This window comes from Marinimicrobium sp. UBA4509, from assembly GCF_002388575.1.
Classification (GTDB): domain Bacteria; phylum Pseudomonadota; class Gammaproteobacteria; order Pseudomonadales; family Cellvibrionaceae; genus Marinimicrobium; species Marinimicrobium koreense.
Genome location: NZ_DGMV01000027.1, coordinates 27,000 through 45,927, shown reverse-complemented (window position 1 = coordinate 45,927; position 18,928 = coordinate 27,000). Strand labels below are relative to the sequence as shown.

The following is an 18,928-nucleotide window of genomic DNA, read 5'->3' as shown; positions in this document are numbered from 1 at the left end:
GATGCCATCATCTGGCTGGGGCTAGCCTACCTGTATATGGCCACGGAACACCTGACGCTGAGTCGTCCTTTTGCTTGGCGTGCCGTGCTTCGGGATGCGGTGCTGCGGGGGGCGGTTTTTCTGGCGCTGTTTGCAGCGTTCATCGGTTTTGTGCTGATCAACGGTGGTGTGGCGATCGGGGACAGTGGCAGCCACCCAATGATGCGCTTCAACCTCAGCAACCTCTATGGCTTTCTGTTCTGTGCCTGGTTGCTGTTTCTGCCCTTGTGCCTTCAGCAGCTGCCCCGCATTGTCCGCCTGTTGCGGCGCCCCTGGGTATGGGGGCTGCTGCTGGTGGCGTTCGCGCTTTATATGAGCTTCTATTCGAACGATCACGGTTATAACCGTACCCACTACACCTTCTTTGTGCACAACGGCTGGCTGCATCTGCTGGAGGAGTATCTGTGGCTGCGTGGGCTGCTTTTTGTGCCCATGGCCTGGATGGCGCTGACGCTGGCGGTCATGCCCTACCCGGATCGGCGCTGCTACTGGTTGTTGCTCATTGCGCCTCTGGCCGTGGTGGCGCACCCGATGGTGGACCCGCGCTACTATTTGCCGGCTTATCTGCTGATCAATCTGTGGCGACCCGCGCTGCCACAGGGAGTGGAGCTCGCGACGCTCGCCGGATACATTCCCCTGGCGGCGTTTATCATGTATGGCACGGTAACCGGGCTATTTTTCCTGTAATCCAGTGGCCTACCTGAGCAACGCCTCATATCCTTCGCGGTAGCTTGGATACCGGAATTCGTAGCCGCTGGCTCTGAGCTTACGATTGTTGCAGCGCTTGCCGAGGCCGCCGTCATCCGGAGCAAAGCGCGCCTGATCCACTTTCATCTGCATGGCCAGCCAGTTGACCACCTCCGCCATGGGGGCGGGCTCGTCGTCGCTCGCCAGATACAGTGATTCTATGGGGCGTCCCTGGCGATGGCGTTCAATCAGGTGCGCCATCACCCCGGCGCAATCATCGGCGTGGATGCGGTTGGTGTAGCGGCCGCTCAGGGTGGCTCGGCCCTGGCGCACCAGCGTCTGCATGCGGTCCCGGCCGGGGCCGTAAATACCGCTGAAGCGCACAACGCAGTGCTCGAAACCGCTCCGGGCAATAATCTGTTCCGCTTCCAGCAGACGCTCGCCGCTGGCGCGGCTTGGCTGGGTTGGGCTTTGCTCATCCACCCACTCACCGTCGCTCTGGCCATAGACACCGGTGCTGGACACATACAGAATCAGTCGGGGCTCGGCTCCGGTGGCGTTCAGCCCGGCCATCAGATGCTCGCAGGTTTGCACATAGGCCCGGCGGTAGCCTTCATCGCCGCGCTCCGAGGGGGTCATGGTCACCACAATCACGTCAAAGCCCTCGGCCAGAACCTGCTCAAGTGCGACCGCATCGGCGGTATCCACCGCCCGGTAATGGAGGCTCTCGGTGTCGGCGGGCGGCTGGCGGCGCAGACCGGTGACCCGGTACCCCAGGGGCGCCATGCGCTCCGCCAGGCGACGGCCCAGATCGCCGCAACCGACAATCAATAGTTTCTGGCTATTTACCTTTGCGTCTTCGATCATAACAGGGCAAACTTGTGGTCAGATTATCGGAGTGCCGGGCGGTTCCGCCGGGCGTCAGAGCTACTACGGGATCAGCATGACCTTAACAGAACTGCGCTATATCGTAACCCTCGCTCAGGAACAGCATTTCGGTCGCGCGGCCGAGCGCTGTTTTGTCAGTCAGCCGACCCTCAGCATCGCGGTCAAGAAACTGGAGGAAGAACTGGGGGTTGCCCTGTTCGAGCGGTCCAAGTCCCGGGTCCAGGCCACACCTCTGGGGGAGAAGATCGTCGCCCAGGCCAATCTGGTGCTGGAGCAGACCGCCGCCATCAAGGATATCGCCAACGCCGGCAAGGACCAACTGAGCAGCCCCCTGCATGTGGGGGCCATATTTACCATCGGTCCCTACCTGTTGCCGCACTTTATCCCTGAACTGCAGAAGATTGCCAGCAAAATGCCGCTGTACGTGGAAGAGGGTTACACCGCGACGCTGCGCCAGAAATTGCGCAAAGGCGAGCTGGACGTGATCATTGTGGCCCTGCCCTTTACCGAGGCGGACGTGGTGACCCAGCCGCTGTTCGACGAGCCCTTTGTCGTGTTGATGCCCCACGATCATCCGCTGGCCGAAAAGGAGGCGATCCACCCCGACGAGCTGGACGCCGAAAATGTCCTCCTGCTCGGCGAGGGACACTGCTTCCGGGATCAGGTGCTGGCCACCTGCCCGAACCTGCAGTCGTCCATGGACGACCCCCACAGCCGCATCCGCACCGCCGCCGAGGGCAGCTCTCTGGAAACCCTGCGCCATATGGTGGCCTCCGGGCTGGGGATCACCATTCTGCCGATGTCTGCGGCGGTCACGGCCAACTACTCCAACAACATGTTGGTGACGCGTCCCTTTACCCAGCCGGCACCGAGTCGCACCGTGGCCTTGGCCTGGCGGGCCAGCTTCCCTCGCTACAAGGCCATTGAGGCACTGCGCAAAGCCATCAATATGTGCCGGCTCGCCGACGCCAAATAACCGGAGCGCTGCGTGACCAAGGACCCGGCCAACCTGGATCAAGTATCCGTCACCGCCCTGAAAGGCGTCGGTGGCAAGTTGGCGGAAAAGCTCGGCAAGCTGGGGATCAACACCCTTCAGGATCTGCTGTTTCATCTGCCGCTGCGCTACCTGGACCGCACCCGGGTGACCCCCATCGGGGCCCTGCAGCCCAACGTCAATGCCGTGATTGAGGGTGAGATTCGGGCGGTGGATGTGGTCTACGGACGCCGCCGCAGCCTGGTCTGCCGACTGCAGGACGGCTCGGGCACCACCACCCTGCGGTTTTATCACTTCTCCGGCGCCCAGAAGCAGCGCCTGACTCCGGGTACCCGTCTGCGCTGTTTTGGCGAGAGCCGTCGGGGCGCCTCGGGTCTGGAGTTCTATCACCCGGAGTATGAATTTCTCGACGGCGCCGAGGCCGTGGCCCTGGATGACCGGCTGACCCCGGTTTATCCCGCCACCGAGGGGCTCACCCAGCAGCGCATCCGCGCTCTGGCCAGCCAGGCCCTGACCTTTCTCGATCGACACCCGCTGACCGAGCTCCTGCCCGACGATCTGCGTCGTGAGCTGGATCAGGTGCCCCTGGCGGATGCCCTGCGCTACCTGCACGCGCCGCCCCGGCAGGCGGATGTGGCGCGGCTGATGGACGGTACCCATCCCTATCAGCAGCGTCTGGCGTTTGAAGAGCTCCTGGCCCATCACCTGAGCCTGTTGGTACTGCGTCAGCAGACCCAGGCGGAGGGTGCGCCCTCGCTGGCCCCGGATCCGGCGCTGCACAAACAGTTTCTCAGCCAGCTGCCCTTTCAACTGACGGGGGCGCAGCAGCGGGTCAGCCGGGAGATTGCCGAAGATCTGGTCAAACCCATCCCCATGTTGCGCCTGGTTCAGGGGGACGTCGGTTCGGGCAAAACCCTGGTGGCGGCTCTGGCGGCGCTGACCGCCGTGGCCAGTGGCTATCAGGCGGCGATCATGGCGCCGACGGAAATCCTGGCCGAGCAGCACCGCAACAACTTTGGCGGCTGGCTTGAGCCTTTGGGGATTGAGCTGGGCTGGCTGACCGGACGGCTGACCGCCGCCCGGCGCCGGGAGCAATTGGCCCGCCTGGCAAGCGGCGAGGCGAGGGTTGTGGTGGGCACCCATGCGTTGTTTCAGGAGGAGGTCGAATTTGCCAATCTGGGGCTGGTGATTATCGACGAGCAGCATCGCTTCGGGGTGCACCAGCGCCTCGAGTTGCGTCAGAAAGGCAGTCGCACCGGGCTGCGTCCCCATCAGTTGATCATGACCGCCACACCCATCCCCCGGACCCTGGCGATGAGCGCCTACGCCGATCTGGATACCTCGGTGATTGATGAGTTGCCCCCGGGCCGCACGCCGGTGACCACGGTGGTGATCAGCGAGCAACGCCGTCCGGAAGTGATTGAGCGGGTCAGCCGTGCCTGTGAGCAGGGCCGTCAGGCCTACTGGGTCTGTACGCTGATTGAGGAATCCGAAACCCTGGCCGCCCAGGCGGCGGAGGCCACGGCGGAGAACCTGGCGGCTGCCCTGCCGCACCTGCGGGTAGGGCTGGTGCACGGTCGGCTCAAGGCCAAGGAAAAAGAGGCGGTGATGGCGGCGTTCAAGGCGGCGGAGCTGGATCTGCTGGTGGCCACCACGGTGATCGAGGTGGGCGTGGATGTGCCCAACGCCAGTTTGATGATCATCGAAAATCCCGAGCGACTCGGCCTGGCTCAGTTGCACCAGTTGCGCGGCCGGGTGGGGCGCGGCTCCGAGGCCAGTCACTGCGTTTTATTGTACGGCTCGCCGCTCTCGCGCCAGAGTCGGGAGCGCCTGGCGGTGATGCGCGATTCCAGCGATGGTTTTGTGATTGCCGAGCGGGATCTGGAATTGCGCGGCCCCGGTGAGGTGCTGGGCACCCGGCAGACCGGGGAGATGCAGTTCCGGATCGCGGATCTGCAGCGCGATGCCGATCTGTTACCCCGCGTCCAGGCGGGCGCCCAACAGCTGCTCGGTCGGCACCCGGCGCTGTGCAATGCCATCATGGAACGTTGGCTGGGGGATAACCGACGATATTTTCAGGTATAAGACGCCAAACTGTGCACCAGTCGACATCGGTCCGGCGGACATCGACTAAACTGAAGAACAGATACAGCCCGCGCCTGGCGGGCTTCAATAAACAGAACCTGTGCATAAAACGCTTGATCAAGCGCCCGGCTTCTTACACACTGAACGTCACATTGGAGTCGTAATTTTCGGCGACACTGGCCGAAGCCAGATCAAGAACGGGCGTCTGTTGAACAAAAAGGAGTCAAACGTGCCGCTACCCACCAGCGTCGAATCGTTGCTGAACAGCCAAAATATTCACTATGACCTGGCCACCGCCCCGGTGGATGCCAACAATCAACCGCTGTGGCACGATCAGCATCTGCGCAATGTCGGGGCCGCCAAAGCGGTTCTTCTGGAAGATGAAAAAGGTCGCATCCTCGCAGTGATTTCCGCCGACACGCTGCTCGATCTGAACGCCGTCAATCGGCAGATGGATCGGGAGCTTCGGGCGACCAATCAGGGTGCGGTGCGTCAGTTCTGTGATACCTACAGCCTGCAGTCGGTGCCCGCGCTGCCCAAGCTGGCCGGTCTTCCAACGCTGGTGGACAAACAGTTGCTGAGCCGGGAAAGCCTGCTGCTCGACTCCGGTGACGATACCCAGTTGTTGCACATCAACCGGGATGATTTTCAGCAGGTTCTTGAAGACGCCATCATCTGTGATATCGCCACGCCTCTGGACCCACTGGAAGTGGATATCAGTGCGGAGCGGGATGAGGAACAGATTCTCGGAGCGGTGCGTAACTTTACGCAGCTGCGTACTCGGCAGCGCCTGGAGGAAACCCTGGAGTTGCCGCCGCTGTCCGAAACGGCGCAGCGGATCATCAACCTGCGGGTGGACCCCAACGCCGACATCAGCGACCTGGCCCAGGTGGTGGAAACCGACCCGAGTCTGGCCGCTCAGGTGGTGAGCTGGGCGGCTTCGCCCTACTATTCCGCCCCCGGCAAAATCAAATCCATTCACGACGCCATCGTCCGGGTACTGGGCTTTGATATGGTGCTCAACCTGGCACTGGGACTTGCCCTGGGACGAAGCCTGAGCATGCCCAAAGACGGCCCGGAGGGGTATCTGGGTTACTGGCAAAAGTCGGTGTACATGGCGGCCACCATTGAAGGGTTGGTGACCGCGATTCCCCGAGAGCAGCGACCCACGTTCGGCATGGCTTACCTGTCCGGTCTGCTGCATAACTTCGGCTTCCTGATTCTCGCAGAGCTGTTTCCCCCCTACTTCAGTCAGTACTGCCGGATGACCGAAGCCAATCCGCACAGTACGCACCAGCCGATCGAACGACACCTGTTGGGCGTGACTCGCGAGCAGCTCGCCAGCACCCTGATGTCGCTCTGGTCCATGCCGGACGAGGTGGTTGTTGCCTTGCGTCACCAGAACAATCCCCGCTACCAGGGCGAGCACCACCAGTACGCCAAATTGATTTATGTCGCCGAACGGTTATTGCTTCAGCAGGGCGTGGGTCTGGGGCCGAAGCTGGAAATCCCGGCCTCGGTGTTTGCCGATCTGCACCTCGATCCGGACAAGGCTCAGGCGACCGTCACTAACGTGATGGAGGCCCTGGACGATCTGGACCACATTGCTTTACAGCTCAGCCCCCGCTAACCGCCGTCGCCACCATCGTTAGCGCGGGGCCAACCACCAAGGTGGCTCCTTCAGTCGAGAGAAGACGCTATGTTGAACCCGTCAGGGATCGCCAAGGCGGCCCGTATTCTGGCAGAACGACGTCGCAGTGGTGTTCAGGCGGAACGCCTGCCCAAGGATTGTCGCCCCGAGGATCTTGAGTCTGCCCTCGCCATTCAGGCCGAGGTCACCCGGGATCTGGGGGCGGAGATCGGTGGCTGGAAATGCCTCGAGCCACCGCCGGGCCGCCTGGTGGTGGCACCGATTCATGCTGAGGACATTCACCGGGGGTCCCCGGTTTCCGTGTGGGCGCCGGAGGGTTTTGCGCGGATTGAGCCGGAGTTGGCTTTTGTGCTGGGTCGGGGCCTGCCGCCCAGAGATTACCCCTACAGCGATAGCGAAGTGGATCAGGCCATTGCCCACACCCACCTGGTCCTCGAGTTGATTCACAGCCGCTACGCTGATCCGGCCGAGGCGGCGTTTCCCGAGATGCTGGCTGACGGCCTGCTGAATCAGGGACTGTTCATCGGCCCGGAAGTGGACCCGGAGTTGGCGCTGGAAGCGAGCGAGCTGCCCATCACACTGCACACCCGCAGCGCGGGTCCCGAGCACCACCAGGGGCGCCATCCCAATACCCAGCCTCGGGCGCCGCTGTATTGGCTGGTGGAATTCCTGCGCAGCCGAGGGCAGGGCATGAAAGCCGGTGAGATCATCATTACCGGCTCCTATGCCGGTGTGCTCGAGGCGCCGATGGAAGAGCCGGTGCGGGTCCAGTTCGGTGAGCTGGGGGAAATCAGCGTGTCATTCAAGGCACGCATTGAAGCGTGATTCAGGGACGGAGATACGCCGGATGAAAGCCGACAAGTTACCCGAAAAACCCAACTTTTCCTGTGATATTCCCCTGCGCTGGGGGGATATGGATGCCTTTGGGCACGTCAATAACACGCTGTATCTGCGCTATTGCGAAGAGGCCCGTTTCCAATGGTTGTCCCGAGCTGGCATCACGCTGGCGGCGGACAGCTACCCGGTGGTGGTGACCGTCGGATGTACCTTTCTGCGCCCGGTGGTTTACCCGGCGACCGTCCGTATCGACTGCTACGCGGCGGAGCCGGGCCGCTCCAGTTTTGTGGCCTCTTACCGGCTCTATACCACCGACAACCTCGAACAGCCCTGCGCCGAAGCCCACTCCAAGGTGGTCTGGGTCGGTGCCGATGGCAAATCCCGACCCCTGCCCGACTCCGTTCGGGCGTGGTTTGCCTCCTGATTGAGTCGTGAGCGTCAGTCCTCGTTGGAGATCGGGTGCTCGAACTGCTTCCGGTCGAGCAGCTTTTCGCTGTTCGCCACCACCGTCGACACCATCGCATCACCGGTCACATTGACCGCGGTACGCACCATATCCAGCAGCCGGTCCACCCCGATGATCAGCGCGACGCCCTCCACCGGCAGGCCGGCCTGCTGCAACACCATCGCCAGGGTGATCATCCCGACGCCGGGCACCCCGGCGGTCCCGATCGACGCCAGGGTCGCGGTCAGCACCACCATCAGGTAACCCATCAGGCCGATATCGATACCGTACACCTGGGCGATAAATGCCGTGGCGACGCCCTGCATGATGGCGGTGCCATCCATATTGATGGTGGCACCCAGCGGCACCGAAAATGAGGCCACCCGGTTGTCCACCCCAAGATCCTGTTCCACCGTACGCAGGGTAACGGGTATGGTCGCATTGCTGGAGGCGGTACTGAAACCGAACACCATCACCGAGCGCATCTTGCGCAGAAAAATCGCCGGACTCAGCCCCGTGAGCAGTTTGAGCAACAGGCTGTAAACCCCCAGCCCCTGTAAGAGCAACACAAACAGCAGGGTAAAAAAGTACAGGGCCAGGTCGGCGATGGCGCTCCAGCCCAGATCGGCAAACAGTTTGGCGAGCAGACAGAAGACACCGTAGGGCGCCAGGTGCATCAGAATCATCACCAGCTTCAGGACCACCGTGTTCAGGTGCCCGAAAAATTCCTGCATGTAGTGGGAGGCTTTGTGCTCACTGCGGGAGATGGCGATGCCGAGCAGCAGGGCAAAGACGATGATCTGCAGCATGTTGCCCTCGGCCATGGCCTCCACCGGGTTACTGGGGAAGATGCCTACCAGGGTGTCTTTCAGGGACGGCTTGTCGGCGACTTCAAACTCCTCGACTTCACCGGGCATGTCAATGCCTTCCCCCGGTTTCACCAGTTGCCCAATGCCCAGGGCGAGGGTAATGGCCACCGCCGTGGTGGCCAGGTAGAGGCCAATGGTCTTGATCGCTAGGGCTCCCATGCGGCTGTGCCCTCCCAGCGCGGCGCTACCGCACACCAGAGAGACGAATACCAGCGGAACCACCAACAGGGTCAGGGAGGCGATAAACACTTGGCCGACGCCATCGAACAGACCCCGGGCCAGCCAGGCGCGCAGAAAATGATCCTCGGAGGGTGCGATCAGGTGAATCAGCACCCCCGTGCCGACACCGAGAATCATGGCGAGCAGAATGCGTTTGGTCAGGGTCATAGCGGACTCTTATCGGTATAAAGAATCGGCCATTAAAGCAATCCCGGCCGGCCGGGTAAAGTCGCCCGCCGCCTGCAGGGCTGAGGGAAGCTGTTAGAATAGCCGCCGATGTGAGCTTATGCAGCGCCGGCCAGCTACGGCGAACGCCATGCCAGTGGGAGGCATTTTTGACACAGGACATTCCAGTATTACCGGCCAGTCGCCCGGCGGCCGGAGGATTTGCGCCGGGCCTGCAGGCGCCGCGCTGGCAGCCGGCCCGCCAGGGTCGACAGGGCTGCTGGCCGGTGGCCCTCAGGCCCTGGCTGTTGGATCGGGGCTCTCTGACGGCCAAGCTGATGGCGTTCAGTCAGGGGGAGTTCCGGGTCCGCGTGTTGCGTCAGGGGTTGGCCCGGCCGGATGTATCCGAGCGCCGCTGTCTGGGGGTTGGCCCCGGCCGCTGGGTGTTGGTGCGGGAAGTGATCCTGATGGGCAAGGGCGAACCCTGGGTATTTGCCCGCAGCCTCCTGCCCCTGAGCAGCCTCAAGGGGCGGTTGCGCCAGTTGCGTCATTTGAACACTCGGCCCCTGGGGGGCTTTCTGTTTCGCCAGCCCGACCTGGAGCGCGAGCCGATGGAAATCAGCCGGTTGAAGCCCGGCCAGCGCTATGTGCCGCCGTCATTGCAGCGGGGTGAGACCCTATGGGGAAGGCGGTCCGTCTTTCGCCTGGAGGGGCGCCCGCTGCTGGTCAGTGAAGTGTTTTTGCCCGCCTTTTTGGAGCGTGTAAGTCTATGAAACGACCGTCAGCTCAAAGCCCCCGCCGTCGTGGTGGCTCGAGTTCGTCCCGAATCGATTGGCGCGGGAGGCTGTCCGCCTATCTGCGCCTGACCCGGTTGAACCGTCCCATCGGCAGTTTTCTGTTGCTCTGGCCTACCCTCTGGGCGCTCTGGCTGGCGGCCGGCGGCCTGCCGGACTGGGATCTGCTGGTCATCTTTGTGCTGGGGGTGTTTGTCATGCGCTCGGCTGGTTGCGTGATCAACGATTATGCCGATCGGCATTTCGATGGCCATGTCAAACGGACCAAAGCCCGCCCTATGGCCACTGGCGAAGTCTCGGAGCGGGAAGCGCTCAGTCTGTTTGTGGGGCTCTGTCTGCTGGCCTTTGTCCTGGTGCTGTTCACCGACGCGTTCACCGTGAAGCTCTCCCTGGGCGGGGTCGCCCTGGCCTTTTGCTACCCCTTCATGAAGCGCTACACCCACTTGCCCCAGGTGGTGCTCGGGGCCGCGTTTGCCTGGGCGATTCCGATGGCGTTTGCCGCCCAGCGCGGCAGTCTGGGCACGGATGTCTGGCTGCTGTACACCGCCGTGCTGCTCTGGACGGTGGTGTATGACACCCTCTATGCCATGGTGGATCGGGACGATGACCTCAAGGTGGGCATAAAGTCCACGGCGGTCCTGTTTGGCGATCTGGACCGGGCCATGGTGGCGGTGCTGCAGGGGCTGACCCTGTACGCGCTGGTGATGGTGGGCGGGCGCTTTGAGCTGGGTGTTCCCTATTATCTGGGGCTGGTCGCGGCGGCCGGGCTCTTTGGCTACCATCAGTACCTGATCCGCTTTCGGGAACGGGACCCCTGTTTTCGAGCCTTTCTGAACAACAATTGGGTGGGCTTTGTCATTTTTGCGGGCATCGTGATTGACTTCATGGTGTCACAATAACCTTATTCATTTCCGCTTTGTCATAATTGTGTAACACTGAGTTTATTAAATACGCTGGCGCGAAGGTTGATTTCCAACCTCGGGGCGCCGGCGTTATGCCGCCGTCCCGATCGTTCACTGATGACAGGCAGGTATTATGGCAGGGCGCAGGATTCTCATAGTTGACGACGAAGCCGCAATTCGCGACATGCTCCGGGTGGCCCTGGAGATGGCGGATTACGAGTGTCTTGAAGCCAGCAATGCCCAGGAGGCGCTGGAGCTGATCGTCGACGAGCGGCCCGACCTGGTGCTGCTGGACTGGATGATGCCCGGCACCAGTGGCGTTGAGCTGGCCCGCCGGCTCAAGCGTGAGGAAGTGACCGCGGAAGTTCCGATCATCATGCTCACCGCCAAGGGTGAGGAAGATAACAAGATCCAGGGGCTGGAGGTCGGTGCCGACGACTACATCACCAAGCCCTTCTCTCCCCGGGAGTTGGTGGCGCGCCTCAAAGCGGTATTGCGCCGGGCCGACCCTCAGGTCAACGGCAATCCCATCCGGGTTCAGGGCCTGTGCCTAGACCCCGCCAGCCACCGGGTCACCATCAACAACCGGCCGGTGGATATTGGCCCGACCGAGTATCGGTTGCTGGAGTTCTTCCTGACGCACCAGGAAAGAGCTTATACTCGCAGCCAGTTGCTCGATCATGTCTGGGGTGGCAATGTCTATGTCGAGGAGCGCACGGTGGATGTCCACATCCGGCGCCTGCGCAAGGCTCTGGCCATAGACGACCACGAGAATCTGGTGCAGACCGTACGCGGCACCGGCTACCGGTTTTCGACCCAGGCAGGTTGATCCCTGAACATCCGTTGAATCGCGGGGCCTGTGCATTGGCTCCCTGAAGAGGCCGGTTATTTTGCTGCGTGGTTACAGCGTCGAAGTTCGGCGCCTGCTGATAATCCTTTCCCTGTGCGCCCTGGTCGGCTTCTGGTTCGACCATGTGGTGTGGGCGCTACTGGCGGGCAGTCTACTGTACGTCTCCTGGATGGTGTGGCAGATCCGCCGGTTGAATAAATGGTTGCTGCGTAACAATGACGAGCCGCCACCGGAATCGAGCGGTATTTGGGGCGACCTGTTCGACAATATCTATCACCTGCAACGCCGTCAGGTGCAGGAGAAAAACAGCCTGCAGGCGGTCATCAACCGTGTTCAGGAAACCAGCGCGGCGCTGCGCGATGGCGTGATTGTGCTCGACTGGCGCGGCTGTCTGGATTGGTGGAACCCCTCCGCGCAACGGTTGCTCGGTTTTCACAGCAGTGACCAGGGCAAATCGGTCATCAACTTCATTCGCCACCCCAAGTTTGTGAATTACTTCGAAGAGGGCAGCTACAGCGAGCCGCTGGAAATTCCCTCGCCACGTTTCACCTCCAAGCGTCTGCAGTTTCAGATCACCCGCTTTGGCCGCAACGAACGACTGATCGTGGTGCGTGATGTGACTCAACTGCATAAGCTGGAACAGATGCGTCAGGACTTTGTGGCCAACGTCAGCCACGAGCTGCGCACCCCGCTGACCGTCATCAGTGGCTACCTGGAAACCCTGTCGGACAGCGGTACCGATCTGACGCCGCCATGGCGGCGGGCGCTGGATCAGATGCAGCAGCAATCAAAGCGCATGTCGCTGTTGATCAACGACTTGATTACCTTGTCCAAACTCGAAACCACGGAGTCGGGTTACAACCACAAGCCGGTGAAGTTGGAACCGTTACTGCAAGCGATTCGCTCCGAGGCCACGGCTCTCAGTGGCGAACGGGGGCATGAAATTTCACTGAAATGCGAGTCGCCCGACTTGCAGCTTATGGGCAACGAAAAAGAACTGCACAGTGCCTTCTCCAACCTGGTTACCAATGCCGTGAAATACACTCCGGCCGGTGGCAAGATTGCCATGCGCTTGTGGCAGGCGCACCGGCAGATCTTTTTCTCCGTGCAGGACAACGGCCCGGGTTTCGATAGCAAACACATTCCGCACCTGACCCAGCGCTTTTACCGTGTGGAACAGAGCCGCAACAGCGGCACCGGTGGCACCGGCCTGGGCCTGGCCATCGTCAAACACGTCCTGCTGCGCCACGACGGCGAGCTGCAGATCAGCAGCGAAGTGGGCGTGGGCAGCACCTTCACCTGCATCTTCAGCCAGCCCCCCACCGAGTAAGGCGCCCATGCGGCGCCCCACACCCGTGGGCCGCGTAGGGCGGATAAGGCGCAGCCGCATCCGCCGTTACCCAACCGCAGGTCACGCATGTCGTGGCATAAAACCACCGTCGATTAACGCTACCGCCGAGCGTGCTATAGTAAGCTCCCCTCAAAAAAGCAGTACCCAGGACACTATGCCCGAACTACCCGAAGTCGAAACCACCCGCCGGGGCATCGCCCCCCACATCGAAGGCCGAACCGTTACCGAGGTCGCGGTCCGCCAACCCAAGTTGCGCTGGCCCGTATCCGAACCGCTCGCGGCGGCAATACAGGGCAAGCGACTGCGCGAGGTCGGACGTCGGGGGAAATACCTGCTGCTGGGGTTCGACAGTGGCACTGCACTGATTCACCTGGGTATGTCCGGCAGTCTGCGCATCGTAAAACCTGACGAGCCGCCGCGCTTTCACGATCACTTCGATATCGCCTTTGGCAACCGTGTGCTGCGCTACTGTGACCCGCGCCGGTTTGGTTGTCTGCTCTGGGTAGAATCGGACCCCTACGGGCACAGCCTGCTGGCAAGCCTCGGGCCGGAACCGCTGGGAGAGGACTTTACGCCTGACTACTTATTCCAGCGCAGCCGCAAGCGCCGGGTTCCCATCAAGCAGTTTCTGATGGACAGCAAAACCGTCGTGGGGGTGGGAAACATCTACGCCAACGAGGCGCTGTATATGGCGGGAATCAAGCCCATCCGGAAAGCCTCAACGCTGACCAAGCGGCAGAGCGAACTGTTGGTTGCGCAAATTCGATTTGTGCTGCAACGCTCCATTGATCAAGGTGGCACTACGTTGAGGGACTTCGTTGGCGGCGATGGCCAGCCGGGCTACTTCAAACAGCAGTTGCTGGTTTATGGCCGAGGCACCGAGCCCTGCAAGCAGTGCGGTAAGGCGCTGAAAGAAATCCGGATGAACAACCGGACGACGGTGTATTGCACCGACTGTCAGCGCTGAACGCTCACGGGTGATGCGGGCCGCGTCACCAACCAGATCCCCCCGCACACCAATATCAATGCCAGCAGGTTTTTCCAGGCCAGGATGGTTTCCCCGAGAAACAGCGCCGAGAGGCCCGCGCCGAAGATCGGAATCAGAAACTGGAAGGGAATCACCTGCCCCACGGGGTTGTGCTTGAGCAGGAAGCTCCACAGCGCAAAGGCCGCGGCGGACAGTGCCATCAGATAGAAAAACAACACCCCGCTGGTGGCAGTAAGCCGGGGAATATCTCCACCGCCGCTCAACCCAATACCAATCAGAACCACGCCGCCGATGGTCAACTGTTGGGCGGTCATGACCATCGGGTCGATGTGTTGGGACAAGCGCTTGCCGTAGATCAGCGAGATCGATAGCACCAGGGCAGCGATGGCGATAAAACCCTCGCCCAGCAGGGTGACATCAAAGTCCAGGGGGCCCTGCCCCAGGTTGATCAGCACCACCCCCGCAAAGCCGATCAGGCATCCGAGGCTGCGGCCGGTACTGAGCTTGTCGTTGCGGTAAATAAAATGCGCGAGCAGCACCGTAAAGAAGGTGCCGGTGGAGTTCATGACCGCCGCCTTGACGCCGGTGGCGTTCGCCAGGCCAATATAAAAGAACACATACTGAAGCGTGGTCTGCAGCAGCCCTAGCAGAGCGAGCTGACCCCACTCGCGGGCGGAGAAGCGCCACAGGGATTTGCCCATCAGGGCCGCCAATACCAGCAGAATGACGCCGGAGCCGAGAAACCGGTAGCCGGCAAACAGCATCTGGGAGGCGGTGTCGGTGGCCGCCATGGCCATCAACTGGTAGCCGGTTTTGATCGCGGGATAGGCGCTACCCCAGAGAAAACAGCAGAACACCGCCGTGGCGATGACCCAGGGGCGGCGACCGAAAAGCGAGTCGCGGATCATGCTCAGTGGTGGGGTTTGTGGCCGAACTTGTGGGCCAGTGCCGTTTCAACCTGGTGGGGAACAAACTTGCTGACGTCGCCGTTGAGGCTGGCGATCTCCCGTACAATAGATGAAGAGATAAAAGACAGGTGTTCGGCGGGCGTCAGAAACAGGCTTTCCATGTTGGGTTCCAGGGCGCGATTCATATTGGCCAGCTGGAATTCGTATTCGAAATCGGAAACCGCCCGTAAACCGCGCAGCACGGCCTGGGCCTTTTTTTCGTGGACAAAGTCCACCAGCAGGGAATCGAAACCGCACACCTCGACGTTGCTCAGGTGGCTGAGGGTGTCCCGGGCCAGGGAGACGCGCTCGTTCAGACTGAAGAGAGGGCGCTTACGCGGACTTTCCGCGACACCGATAATCACCCGATCAAACAGTCGGCAGGCCCTTTCCACCAGGTCGATATGGCCATTGGTAATCGGGTCGAAAGTGCCGGGATAAACCACTGTGCGCATGGGAAGTCTCTTGGTTGCGGTCATCAAAGGCGGTGATGGTAATGAATTTGCCCCCGGGGCGCCAGTTTCCGGTGCGTGCCGGTCAGCGGTCTACGAAATATAGCCGATAGCGCACCTGTCCGCTGATTTTGTCCCGATGCAGGTGCCAGTGTTCTGGGACGACGATGGGGGTGTCCGGTTCTGACTCGATATAGACCGCGGCATCCGGCGTCAGCCAGCCGCCCTCGGACAGGCGGTCGATGCTGATCTGCCAGAGGTCGTGTTGAAACGGCGGGTCGACAAAGACCACATCAAACGGCGTGGCCGGCGCGGTGGTGAGCCACTCGAGACTGTCGGCCTGAATCACCTCGCCGGCGGTAGTTTTCAGCGTCTTGAGATTCTCGCGCAACTGAGCGGCGGCGTTGGGGTCTCGCTCCAGGAGCAGGGCTTCATCGGCGCCCCGGGACAGGGCTTCAAACCCCAGGGCTCCGGAGCCGGCAAACAGGTCCAGACAGTGGGCGCCGGGCAGGAAGGGGGCCAGCCAGTTGAACAGCGTTTCGCGAATCCGATCGCCGGTCGGGCGCAGCCCGTCCACCGCCGGAAAGGTGAGTTTGCGGCCCCGCCACTGACCGCCAATAATGCGCAGGGGCTGGCTGCCCGGGGTGGGTTTTGCGGATTGGGTCACGCTTCGCTGGGGCGCTTTTCGGGTGCGGGTCAATGGGGCCTCTCTCTGAACCGGGTAGAAGTGGTAGGATAGCGCCTTTCCGCCCGTTCCTTAAAGGTAGACCCGTTCGCTTATGTTGTTTTTCAAACGCAAGAAGCCTACGCCCGAGGCGTCCGAAGGCCAGAAACCCTCATCCGAGGCATCGTCACCGGAGGCGCCTGAGTCGGTAGAGCCCTCAGCGTATAGAGAGCCTTCAGCGCCTGAAGAGCCCTCAGCGTCTGGGGAGCCCTCAGCGTATAGAGAGCCCGCAGAGTCTGGAGAGGCAGAGCCCCAAGAGGCTGCGTCCGACCCGGCCCGCGACACCCCGGAAGACCCCAAGCCCAAAAAAGGCCTGTTCGCCCGTATCAAGGCCGGCCTGAGCCGCACCAGCAGCCACTTTTCCGAGGGGCTGGGGAATCTAATTCTGGGCAGCAAGACCATCGACGATGAGCTGCTGGAAGAAATCGAATCCCAATTGCTGGTGGCGGATGTGGGCTATGAGGCCACCACCGACATCATCGACAACCTGACCGACCGGGTCGCCCGCAAGCAGTTGAATGACCCCGAGTCCCTCTTCAAGGCCCTGCGCGAGCAGTTGTCCGAACTGCTGGCGCCGGTGGAGTCGCCCCTGGTGATTGACTCATCCAGAACCCCTTACGTGATTCTGGTAGTGGGTGTGAACGGCGTGGGTAAAACCACCACCATCGGCAAGCTGGCCAAGCATCTGCAAAACCAGGACAAAAAAGTCATGCTCGCCGCCGGGGATACCTTCCGGGCGGCCGCCGTCGAGCAGCTCCAGGTCTGGGGTGAACGCAATAATGTGCCGGTGATCGCCCAGCACACCGGGGCGGACAGCGCCTCGGTGGTGTTCGACGCGCTACAGGCCGCCAAGGCCCGCGGTACCGACGTGCTGATTGCCGATACCGCCGGTCGACTGCACAACAAAAGTCACCTGATGGACGAGCTGGCCAAGGTCAAACGGGTCATGGCCAAAATTGACGAGACCGCCCCCCATGAAGTGCTCCTGGTGCTCGATGCAGGCACCGGCCAGAACGCGGTCAGTCAGGCGCGGGAATTCATTCAGTCCGCCGGCGTCACCGGGCTGGTGCTGACCAAACTTGATGGCACCGCCAAGGGCGGTGTGATCTTCGCGCTCAGCAAGGAGTTCAATTTGCCGGTGCGCTTTATCGGCGTCGGCGAGGGGGTGGATGATCTGCAACCCTTCGCCGCCGAGCCGTTCGTCAATGCCCTGTTTGGCGAGCAGCGCGGCTGACCGAGGAGAGTGTCCGCGTGATTCGGTTCGATAACGTCAGCAAACGCTACGGCAGCGGCCAGGATGCCCTTTCCCGGGTCAGCTTCGACGTGGCCCGGGGGGAGATGCTGTTTCTCACCGGTCACTCCGGGGCGGGTAAAAGTACCCTGATGAAGCTGATCATGCTGATGGAACGGCCCACCCAGGGGCAGGTGTTCATCGACGATCGCAACCTCAACCGGCTGTCCCGCCGACATATTCCCTACTTCCGCCGCAAGGTGGGCGTGGTCTTTCAGAACCACCAGTTGCTGTTCGACCGCACGGTGTTCGATAACGTCGCCCTGCCCCTGCAGATTGCCGGCTATCAGGCCTCGGAAGTGGGCCGTCGGGTGCGCGCGGCGCTGGACAAGGTGGGGCTGCTCAGTAAAGAGCGGCACAATCCGATCATGCTCTCCGGCGGTGAACAGCAGCGGGTGGGTATTGCCCGGGCCGTGGTCAACAAACCGCCGCTGCTACTGGCGGATGAGCCGACCGGTAACCTCGACCCGGAACTGTCTGCCGACATCATGAATCTGTTCGAACAGTTCAACGAAGTGGGCGTGACGGTGATGATCGCCAGCCACGACCTGGCCCTGCTCAAGCGTATGAACAAGCGGGTGCTCGGCCTCTCCGGCGGTCAGGTGGCTCACGATGGAGTCCTGCCGTGAGCCCCCGTCGACCCACCGCCCGTAAAACCGCCGCTCCGGCGGCGAAGCCTCGCAGCCAGGGCGCGAGCCAGAGTCGTACCCGCCTGACCGACCGACTGGATTCCTGGCAGGCCCACCACAGCACCACCGCAGTGGAGAGTCTGCAGCGGCTGTTTCGCACGCCCCTGCAGAGCCTTCTTACGTGGCTGGTGGTGGCCGTCGCCGTGGCCCTGCCCGCCGCGCTGTACCTGGTGTTGAGCAACGTCCAGAATCTGGGCTACAGCTGGCAGGACTCCGGGCAGATGTCGGTGTTTCTGGTGCGCGACTCCCGTCCCGAGGCGATTGAAGCGCTGCGCACCTCCCTGAACGAGGATGCGCGAGTGGACCAGGTGGAGCATGTGCCGCCCAGTGCGGCACTGGAGGAGTTCAAGTCCTACTCCGGCCTCGGCCGGGTGCTGGAAGGGCTGGATGAAAACCCGCTGCCGGATGTGCTGCTGGTGCGCCCGGCCACCAATGACCCCGAGGCGCTCACCGAGCTGCGCGATCACCTGTCCGGGCAGGCCATCGTGGCCGAAGCGCGCCTGGATATGGCCTGGGTCAAGCGCCTGCAAGAAATGATGGTGCTAGGCCAGCGGGTGGTGCTCGCGCTGGCGGCGCTGCTGGCCCTGGGGGTGCTGCTGGCGGTGGGCAATACCATCCGCCTGGCCATCGAGAACCGCCGGGACGAGATTCTGGTGGTCAAGCTGGTGGGCGGCACCGATGCGTTTGTGCGTCGCCCCTTTCTTTACACCGGCTTCTGGTACGGACTTGGAGGCGGCGTTCTGGCGCTGGGGTTGTTGGCGTTGGGCCTGTGGTGGCTGTCCGGGCCCGTGGCCCGGTTGGCGGATCTGTATCAGAGTGACTTTCGCCTTCGGGGGCTGGACCTGACCCAGAGCCTGCAATTGGTGCTGCTGTCCGGCCTGCTCGGGTTGGTGGGGGCCTGGTTGGCGGTGGCGCGGCATTTGATCCAGATAGAGCCGCGTTGACGTATTCAGTGTCATAGCGTGGTGGCGGCGGATGCGTGCTTACGCACTTATCCGCCCTACGTGGATTTATACCGCTGCGCTCGGCCGTAGGGCGGATAAGGCCGAAGGCCGCATCCG

Annotated in this window: 18 protein-coding genes and 1 pseudogene; 14 read left to right on the top strand and 5 right to left on the bottom strand. The window is 62.0% G+C overall.

The window, feature by feature from the left end:
* Nucleotides 1-726: pseudogene (locus B3520_RS03215) on the top strand (hypothetical protein); the annotation flags it as partial.
* 9 nt (nt 727-735) lie between these two features.
* Here the strand turns inward: B3520_RS03215 and B3520_RS03210 are convergent.
* Entirely contained in the window at nt 736-1,593 is an 858-nt protein-coding gene (locus tag B3520_RS03210; protein WP_286807513.1) for an SDR family oxidoreductase, read from the bottom strand.
* 76 nt (nt 1,594-1,669) lie between these two features.
* Between B3520_RS03210 and B3520_RS03205 the strand changes: the two genes are divergently transcribed.
* The 5 genes from B3520_RS03205 to B3520_RS03185 all read left to right on the top strand — a co-directional run bounded on the left by B3520_RS03205 (nt 1,670) and on the right by B3520_RS03185 (nt 7,605).
* A complete protein-coding gene (locus B3520_RS03205) occupies nt 1,670-2,590 on the top strand; it encodes a hydrogen peroxide-inducible genes activator (protein WP_024461613.1) in 921 nt (306 codons plus the stop codon).
* A gap of 12 nt (nt 2,591-2,602) precedes the next feature.
* A complete protein-coding gene (gene recG, locus B3520_RS03200; RefSeq protein WP_286875399.1) occupies nt 2,603-4,693 on the top strand; it encodes an ATP-dependent DNA helicase RecG in 2,091 nt (696 codons plus the stop codon).
* A gap of 229 nt (nt 4,694-4,922) precedes the next feature.
* On the top strand, nt 4,923-6,323 hold the full coding sequence (locus B3520_RS03195) for an HDOD domain-containing protein (protein WP_286805966.1): 1,401 nt from the start codon (nt 4,923-4,925) through the stop codon (nt 6,321-6,323).
* A gap of 69 nt (nt 6,324-6,392) precedes the next feature.
* Nucleotides 6,393-7,169, top strand: a complete 777-nt coding sequence (locus B3520_RS03190) for a fumarylacetoacetate hydrolase family protein (protein WP_286805964.1) — start codon at nt 6,393-6,395, stop codon at nt 7,167-7,169.
* A 22-nt stretch (nt 7,170-7,191) separates the two neighbouring features.
* On the top strand, nt 7,192-7,605 hold the full coding sequence (locus B3520_RS03185; protein WP_286805962.1) for an acyl-CoA thioesterase: 414 nt from the start codon (nt 7,192-7,194) through the stop codon (nt 7,603-7,605).
* Between the two features lie 14 nt (nt 7,606-7,619).
* On the opposite strand, the gene B3520_RS03180 is transcribed toward B3520_RS03185, so the two are convergent.
* Nucleotides 7,620-8,882 carry a dicarboxylate/amino acid:cation symporter gene (locus tag B3520_RS03180; RefSeq protein WP_286805960.1) on the bottom strand — a complete coding sequence of 421 codons (1,263 nt, stop codon included), beginning with the start codon at nt 8,880-8,882 and terminating at the stop codon, nt 7,620-7,622.
* A 167-nt stretch (nt 8,883-9,049) separates the two neighbouring features.
* On the opposite strand from B3520_RS03180, the gene B3520_RS03175 reads away from it, so the two are divergent.
* From B3520_RS03175 to mutM, 5 genes are all read left to right on the top strand, one after another.
* Nucleotides 9,050-9,652 (top strand): chorismate--pyruvate lyase family protein, encoded by a 603-nt coding sequence (locus B3520_RS03175; RefSeq protein ID WP_286805958.1) that lies wholly within the window; start codon nt 9,050-9,052, stop codon nt 9,650-9,652.
* Complete coding sequence (gene ubiA, locus B3520_RS03170) at nt 9,649-10,572, top strand: 4-hydroxybenzoate octaprenyltransferase (protein ID WP_286875397.1); 924 nt, start codon at nt 9,649-9,651, stop codon at nt 10,570-10,572. Before B3520_RS03175 ends, ubiA begins: the two co-directional genes overlap by 4 nt.
* A 136-nt stretch (nt 10,573-10,708) precedes the next feature.
* Nucleotides 10,709-11,404 carry a phosphate regulon transcriptional regulator PhoB gene (gene phoB, locus B3520_RS03165; protein ID WP_286875395.1) on the top strand — a complete coding sequence of 232 codons (696 nt, stop codon included), beginning with the start codon at nt 10,709-10,711 and terminating at the stop codon, nt 11,402-11,404.
* A gap of 61 nt (nt 11,405-11,465) precedes the next feature.
* Complete coding sequence (gene phoR / locus B3520_RS03160; RefSeq protein WP_286804662.1) at nt 11,466-12,755, top strand: phosphate regulon sensor histidine kinase PhoR; 1,290 nt, start codon at nt 11,466-11,468, stop codon at nt 12,753-12,755.
* A gap of 175 nt (nt 12,756-12,930) precedes the next feature.
* The gene (mutM, locus tag B3520_RS03155) at nt 12,931-13,743 is read left to right on the top strand and encodes a bifunctional DNA-formamidopyrimidine glycosylase/DNA-(apurinic or apyrimidinic site) lyase (protein ID WP_286804661.1); all 813 of its coding nucleotides are present in this window, start codon (nt 12,931-12,933) and stop codon (nt 13,741-13,743) included.
* On the opposite strand, the gene B3520_RS03150 is transcribed toward mutM, so the two are convergent.
* The 3 genes from B3520_RS03150 to rsmD form a co-directional block, all read right to left on the bottom strand.
* Nucleotides 13,734-14,672: a DMT family transporter gene (locus tag B3520_RS03150; RefSeq protein WP_286804660.1), complete on the bottom strand. Its 939-nt coding sequence runs from the start codon at nt 14,670-14,672 to the stop codon at nt 13,734-13,736. The two genes, mutM and B3520_RS03150, sit on opposite strands and share 10 nt — an antisense overlap.
* Nucleotides 14,673-14,674: 2 nt before the next feature.
* Nucleotides 14,675-15,166 carry a pantetheine-phosphate adenylyltransferase gene (coaD, locus tag B3520_RS03145; protein WP_024461582.1) on the bottom strand — a complete coding sequence of 164 codons (492 nt, stop codon included), beginning with the start codon at nt 15,164-15,166 and terminating at the stop codon, nt 14,675-14,677.
* 82 nt (nt 15,167-15,248) lie between these two features.
* Nucleotides 15,249-15,863 (bottom strand): 16S rRNA (guanine(966)-N(2))-methyltransferase RsmD, encoded by a 615-nt coding sequence (gene rsmD, locus B3520_RS03140; RefSeq protein WP_349678195.1) that lies wholly within the window; start codon nt 15,861-15,863, stop codon nt 15,249-15,251.
* Between the two features lie 79 nt (nt 15,864-15,942).
* On the opposite strand from rsmD, the gene ftsY reads away from it, so the two are divergent.
* Genes ftsY through ftsX form a run of 3 tightly spaced genes read left to right on the top strand, consistent with a single transcriptional unit; the run spans nt 15,943 to nt 18,811 of the window.
* The gene (gene ftsY, locus B3520_RS03135; protein ID WP_286804659.1) at nt 15,943-17,121 is read left to right on the top strand and encodes a signal recognition particle-docking protein FtsY; all 1,179 of its coding nucleotides are present in this window, start codon (nt 15,943-15,945) and stop codon (nt 17,119-17,121) included.
* A gap of 17 nt (nt 17,122-17,138) precedes the next feature.
* Nucleotides 17,139-17,807, top strand: a complete 669-nt coding sequence (gene ftsE, locus B3520_RS03130) for a cell division ATP-binding protein FtsE (protein ID WP_024461579.1) — start codon at nt 17,139-17,141, stop codon at nt 17,805-17,807.
* The gene (ftsX, locus tag B3520_RS03125; protein WP_286875392.1) at nt 17,804-18,811 is read left to right on the top strand and encodes a permease-like cell division protein FtsX; all 1,008 of its coding nucleotides are present in this window, start codon (nt 17,804-17,806) and stop codon (nt 18,809-18,811) included. The genes ftsE and ftsX overlap by 4 nt, the downstream gene beginning before the upstream one ends.
* Nucleotides 18,812-18,928 lie beyond the last annotated feature (117 nt).

Coding starts and splice junctions, on each gene's coding strand:
- B3520_RS03210 (WP_286807513.1), bottom strand. CDS start 1,593: ATGATCGAAGACGCAAAGGTAAATAGCCAGAAACTATTGATTGTCGGT.
- B3520_RS03205 (WP_024461613.1), top strand. CDS start 1,670: ATGACCTTAACAGAACTGCGCTATATCGTAACCCTCGCTCAGGAACAG.
- B3520_RS03190 (WP_286805964.1), top strand. CDS start 6,393: ATGTTGAACCCGTCAGGGATCGCCAAGGCGGCCCGTATTCTGGCAGAA.
- B3520_RS03185 (WP_286805962.1), top strand. CDS start 7,192: ATGAAAGCCGACAAGTTACCCGAAAAACCCAACTTTTCCTGTGATATT.
- B3520_RS03180 (WP_286805960.1), bottom strand. CDS start 8,882: ATGACCCTGACCAAACGCATTCTGCTCGCCATGATTCTCGGTGTCGGC.
- ubiA (WP_286875397.1), top strand. CDS start 9,649: ATGAAACGACCGTCAGCTCAAAGCCCCCGCCGTCGTGGTGGCTCGAGT.
- phoB (WP_286875395.1), top strand. CDS start 10,709: ATGGCAGGGCGCAGGATTCTCATAGTTGACGACGAAGCCGCAATTCGC.
- mutM (WP_286804661.1), top strand. CDS start 12,931: ATGCCCGAACTACCCGAAGTCGAAACCACCCGCCGGGGCATCGCCCCC.
- B3520_RS03150 (WP_286804660.1), bottom strand. CDS start 14,672: ATGATCCGCGACTCGCTTTTCGGTCGCCGCCCCTGGGTCATCGCCACG.
- coaD (WP_024461582.1), bottom strand. CDS start 15,166: ATGCGCACAGTGGTTTATCCCGGCACTTTCGACCCGATTACCAATGGC.
- ftsY (WP_286804659.1), top strand. CDS start 15,943: ATGTTGTTTTTCAAACGCAAGAAGCCTACGCCCGAGGCGTCCGAAGGC.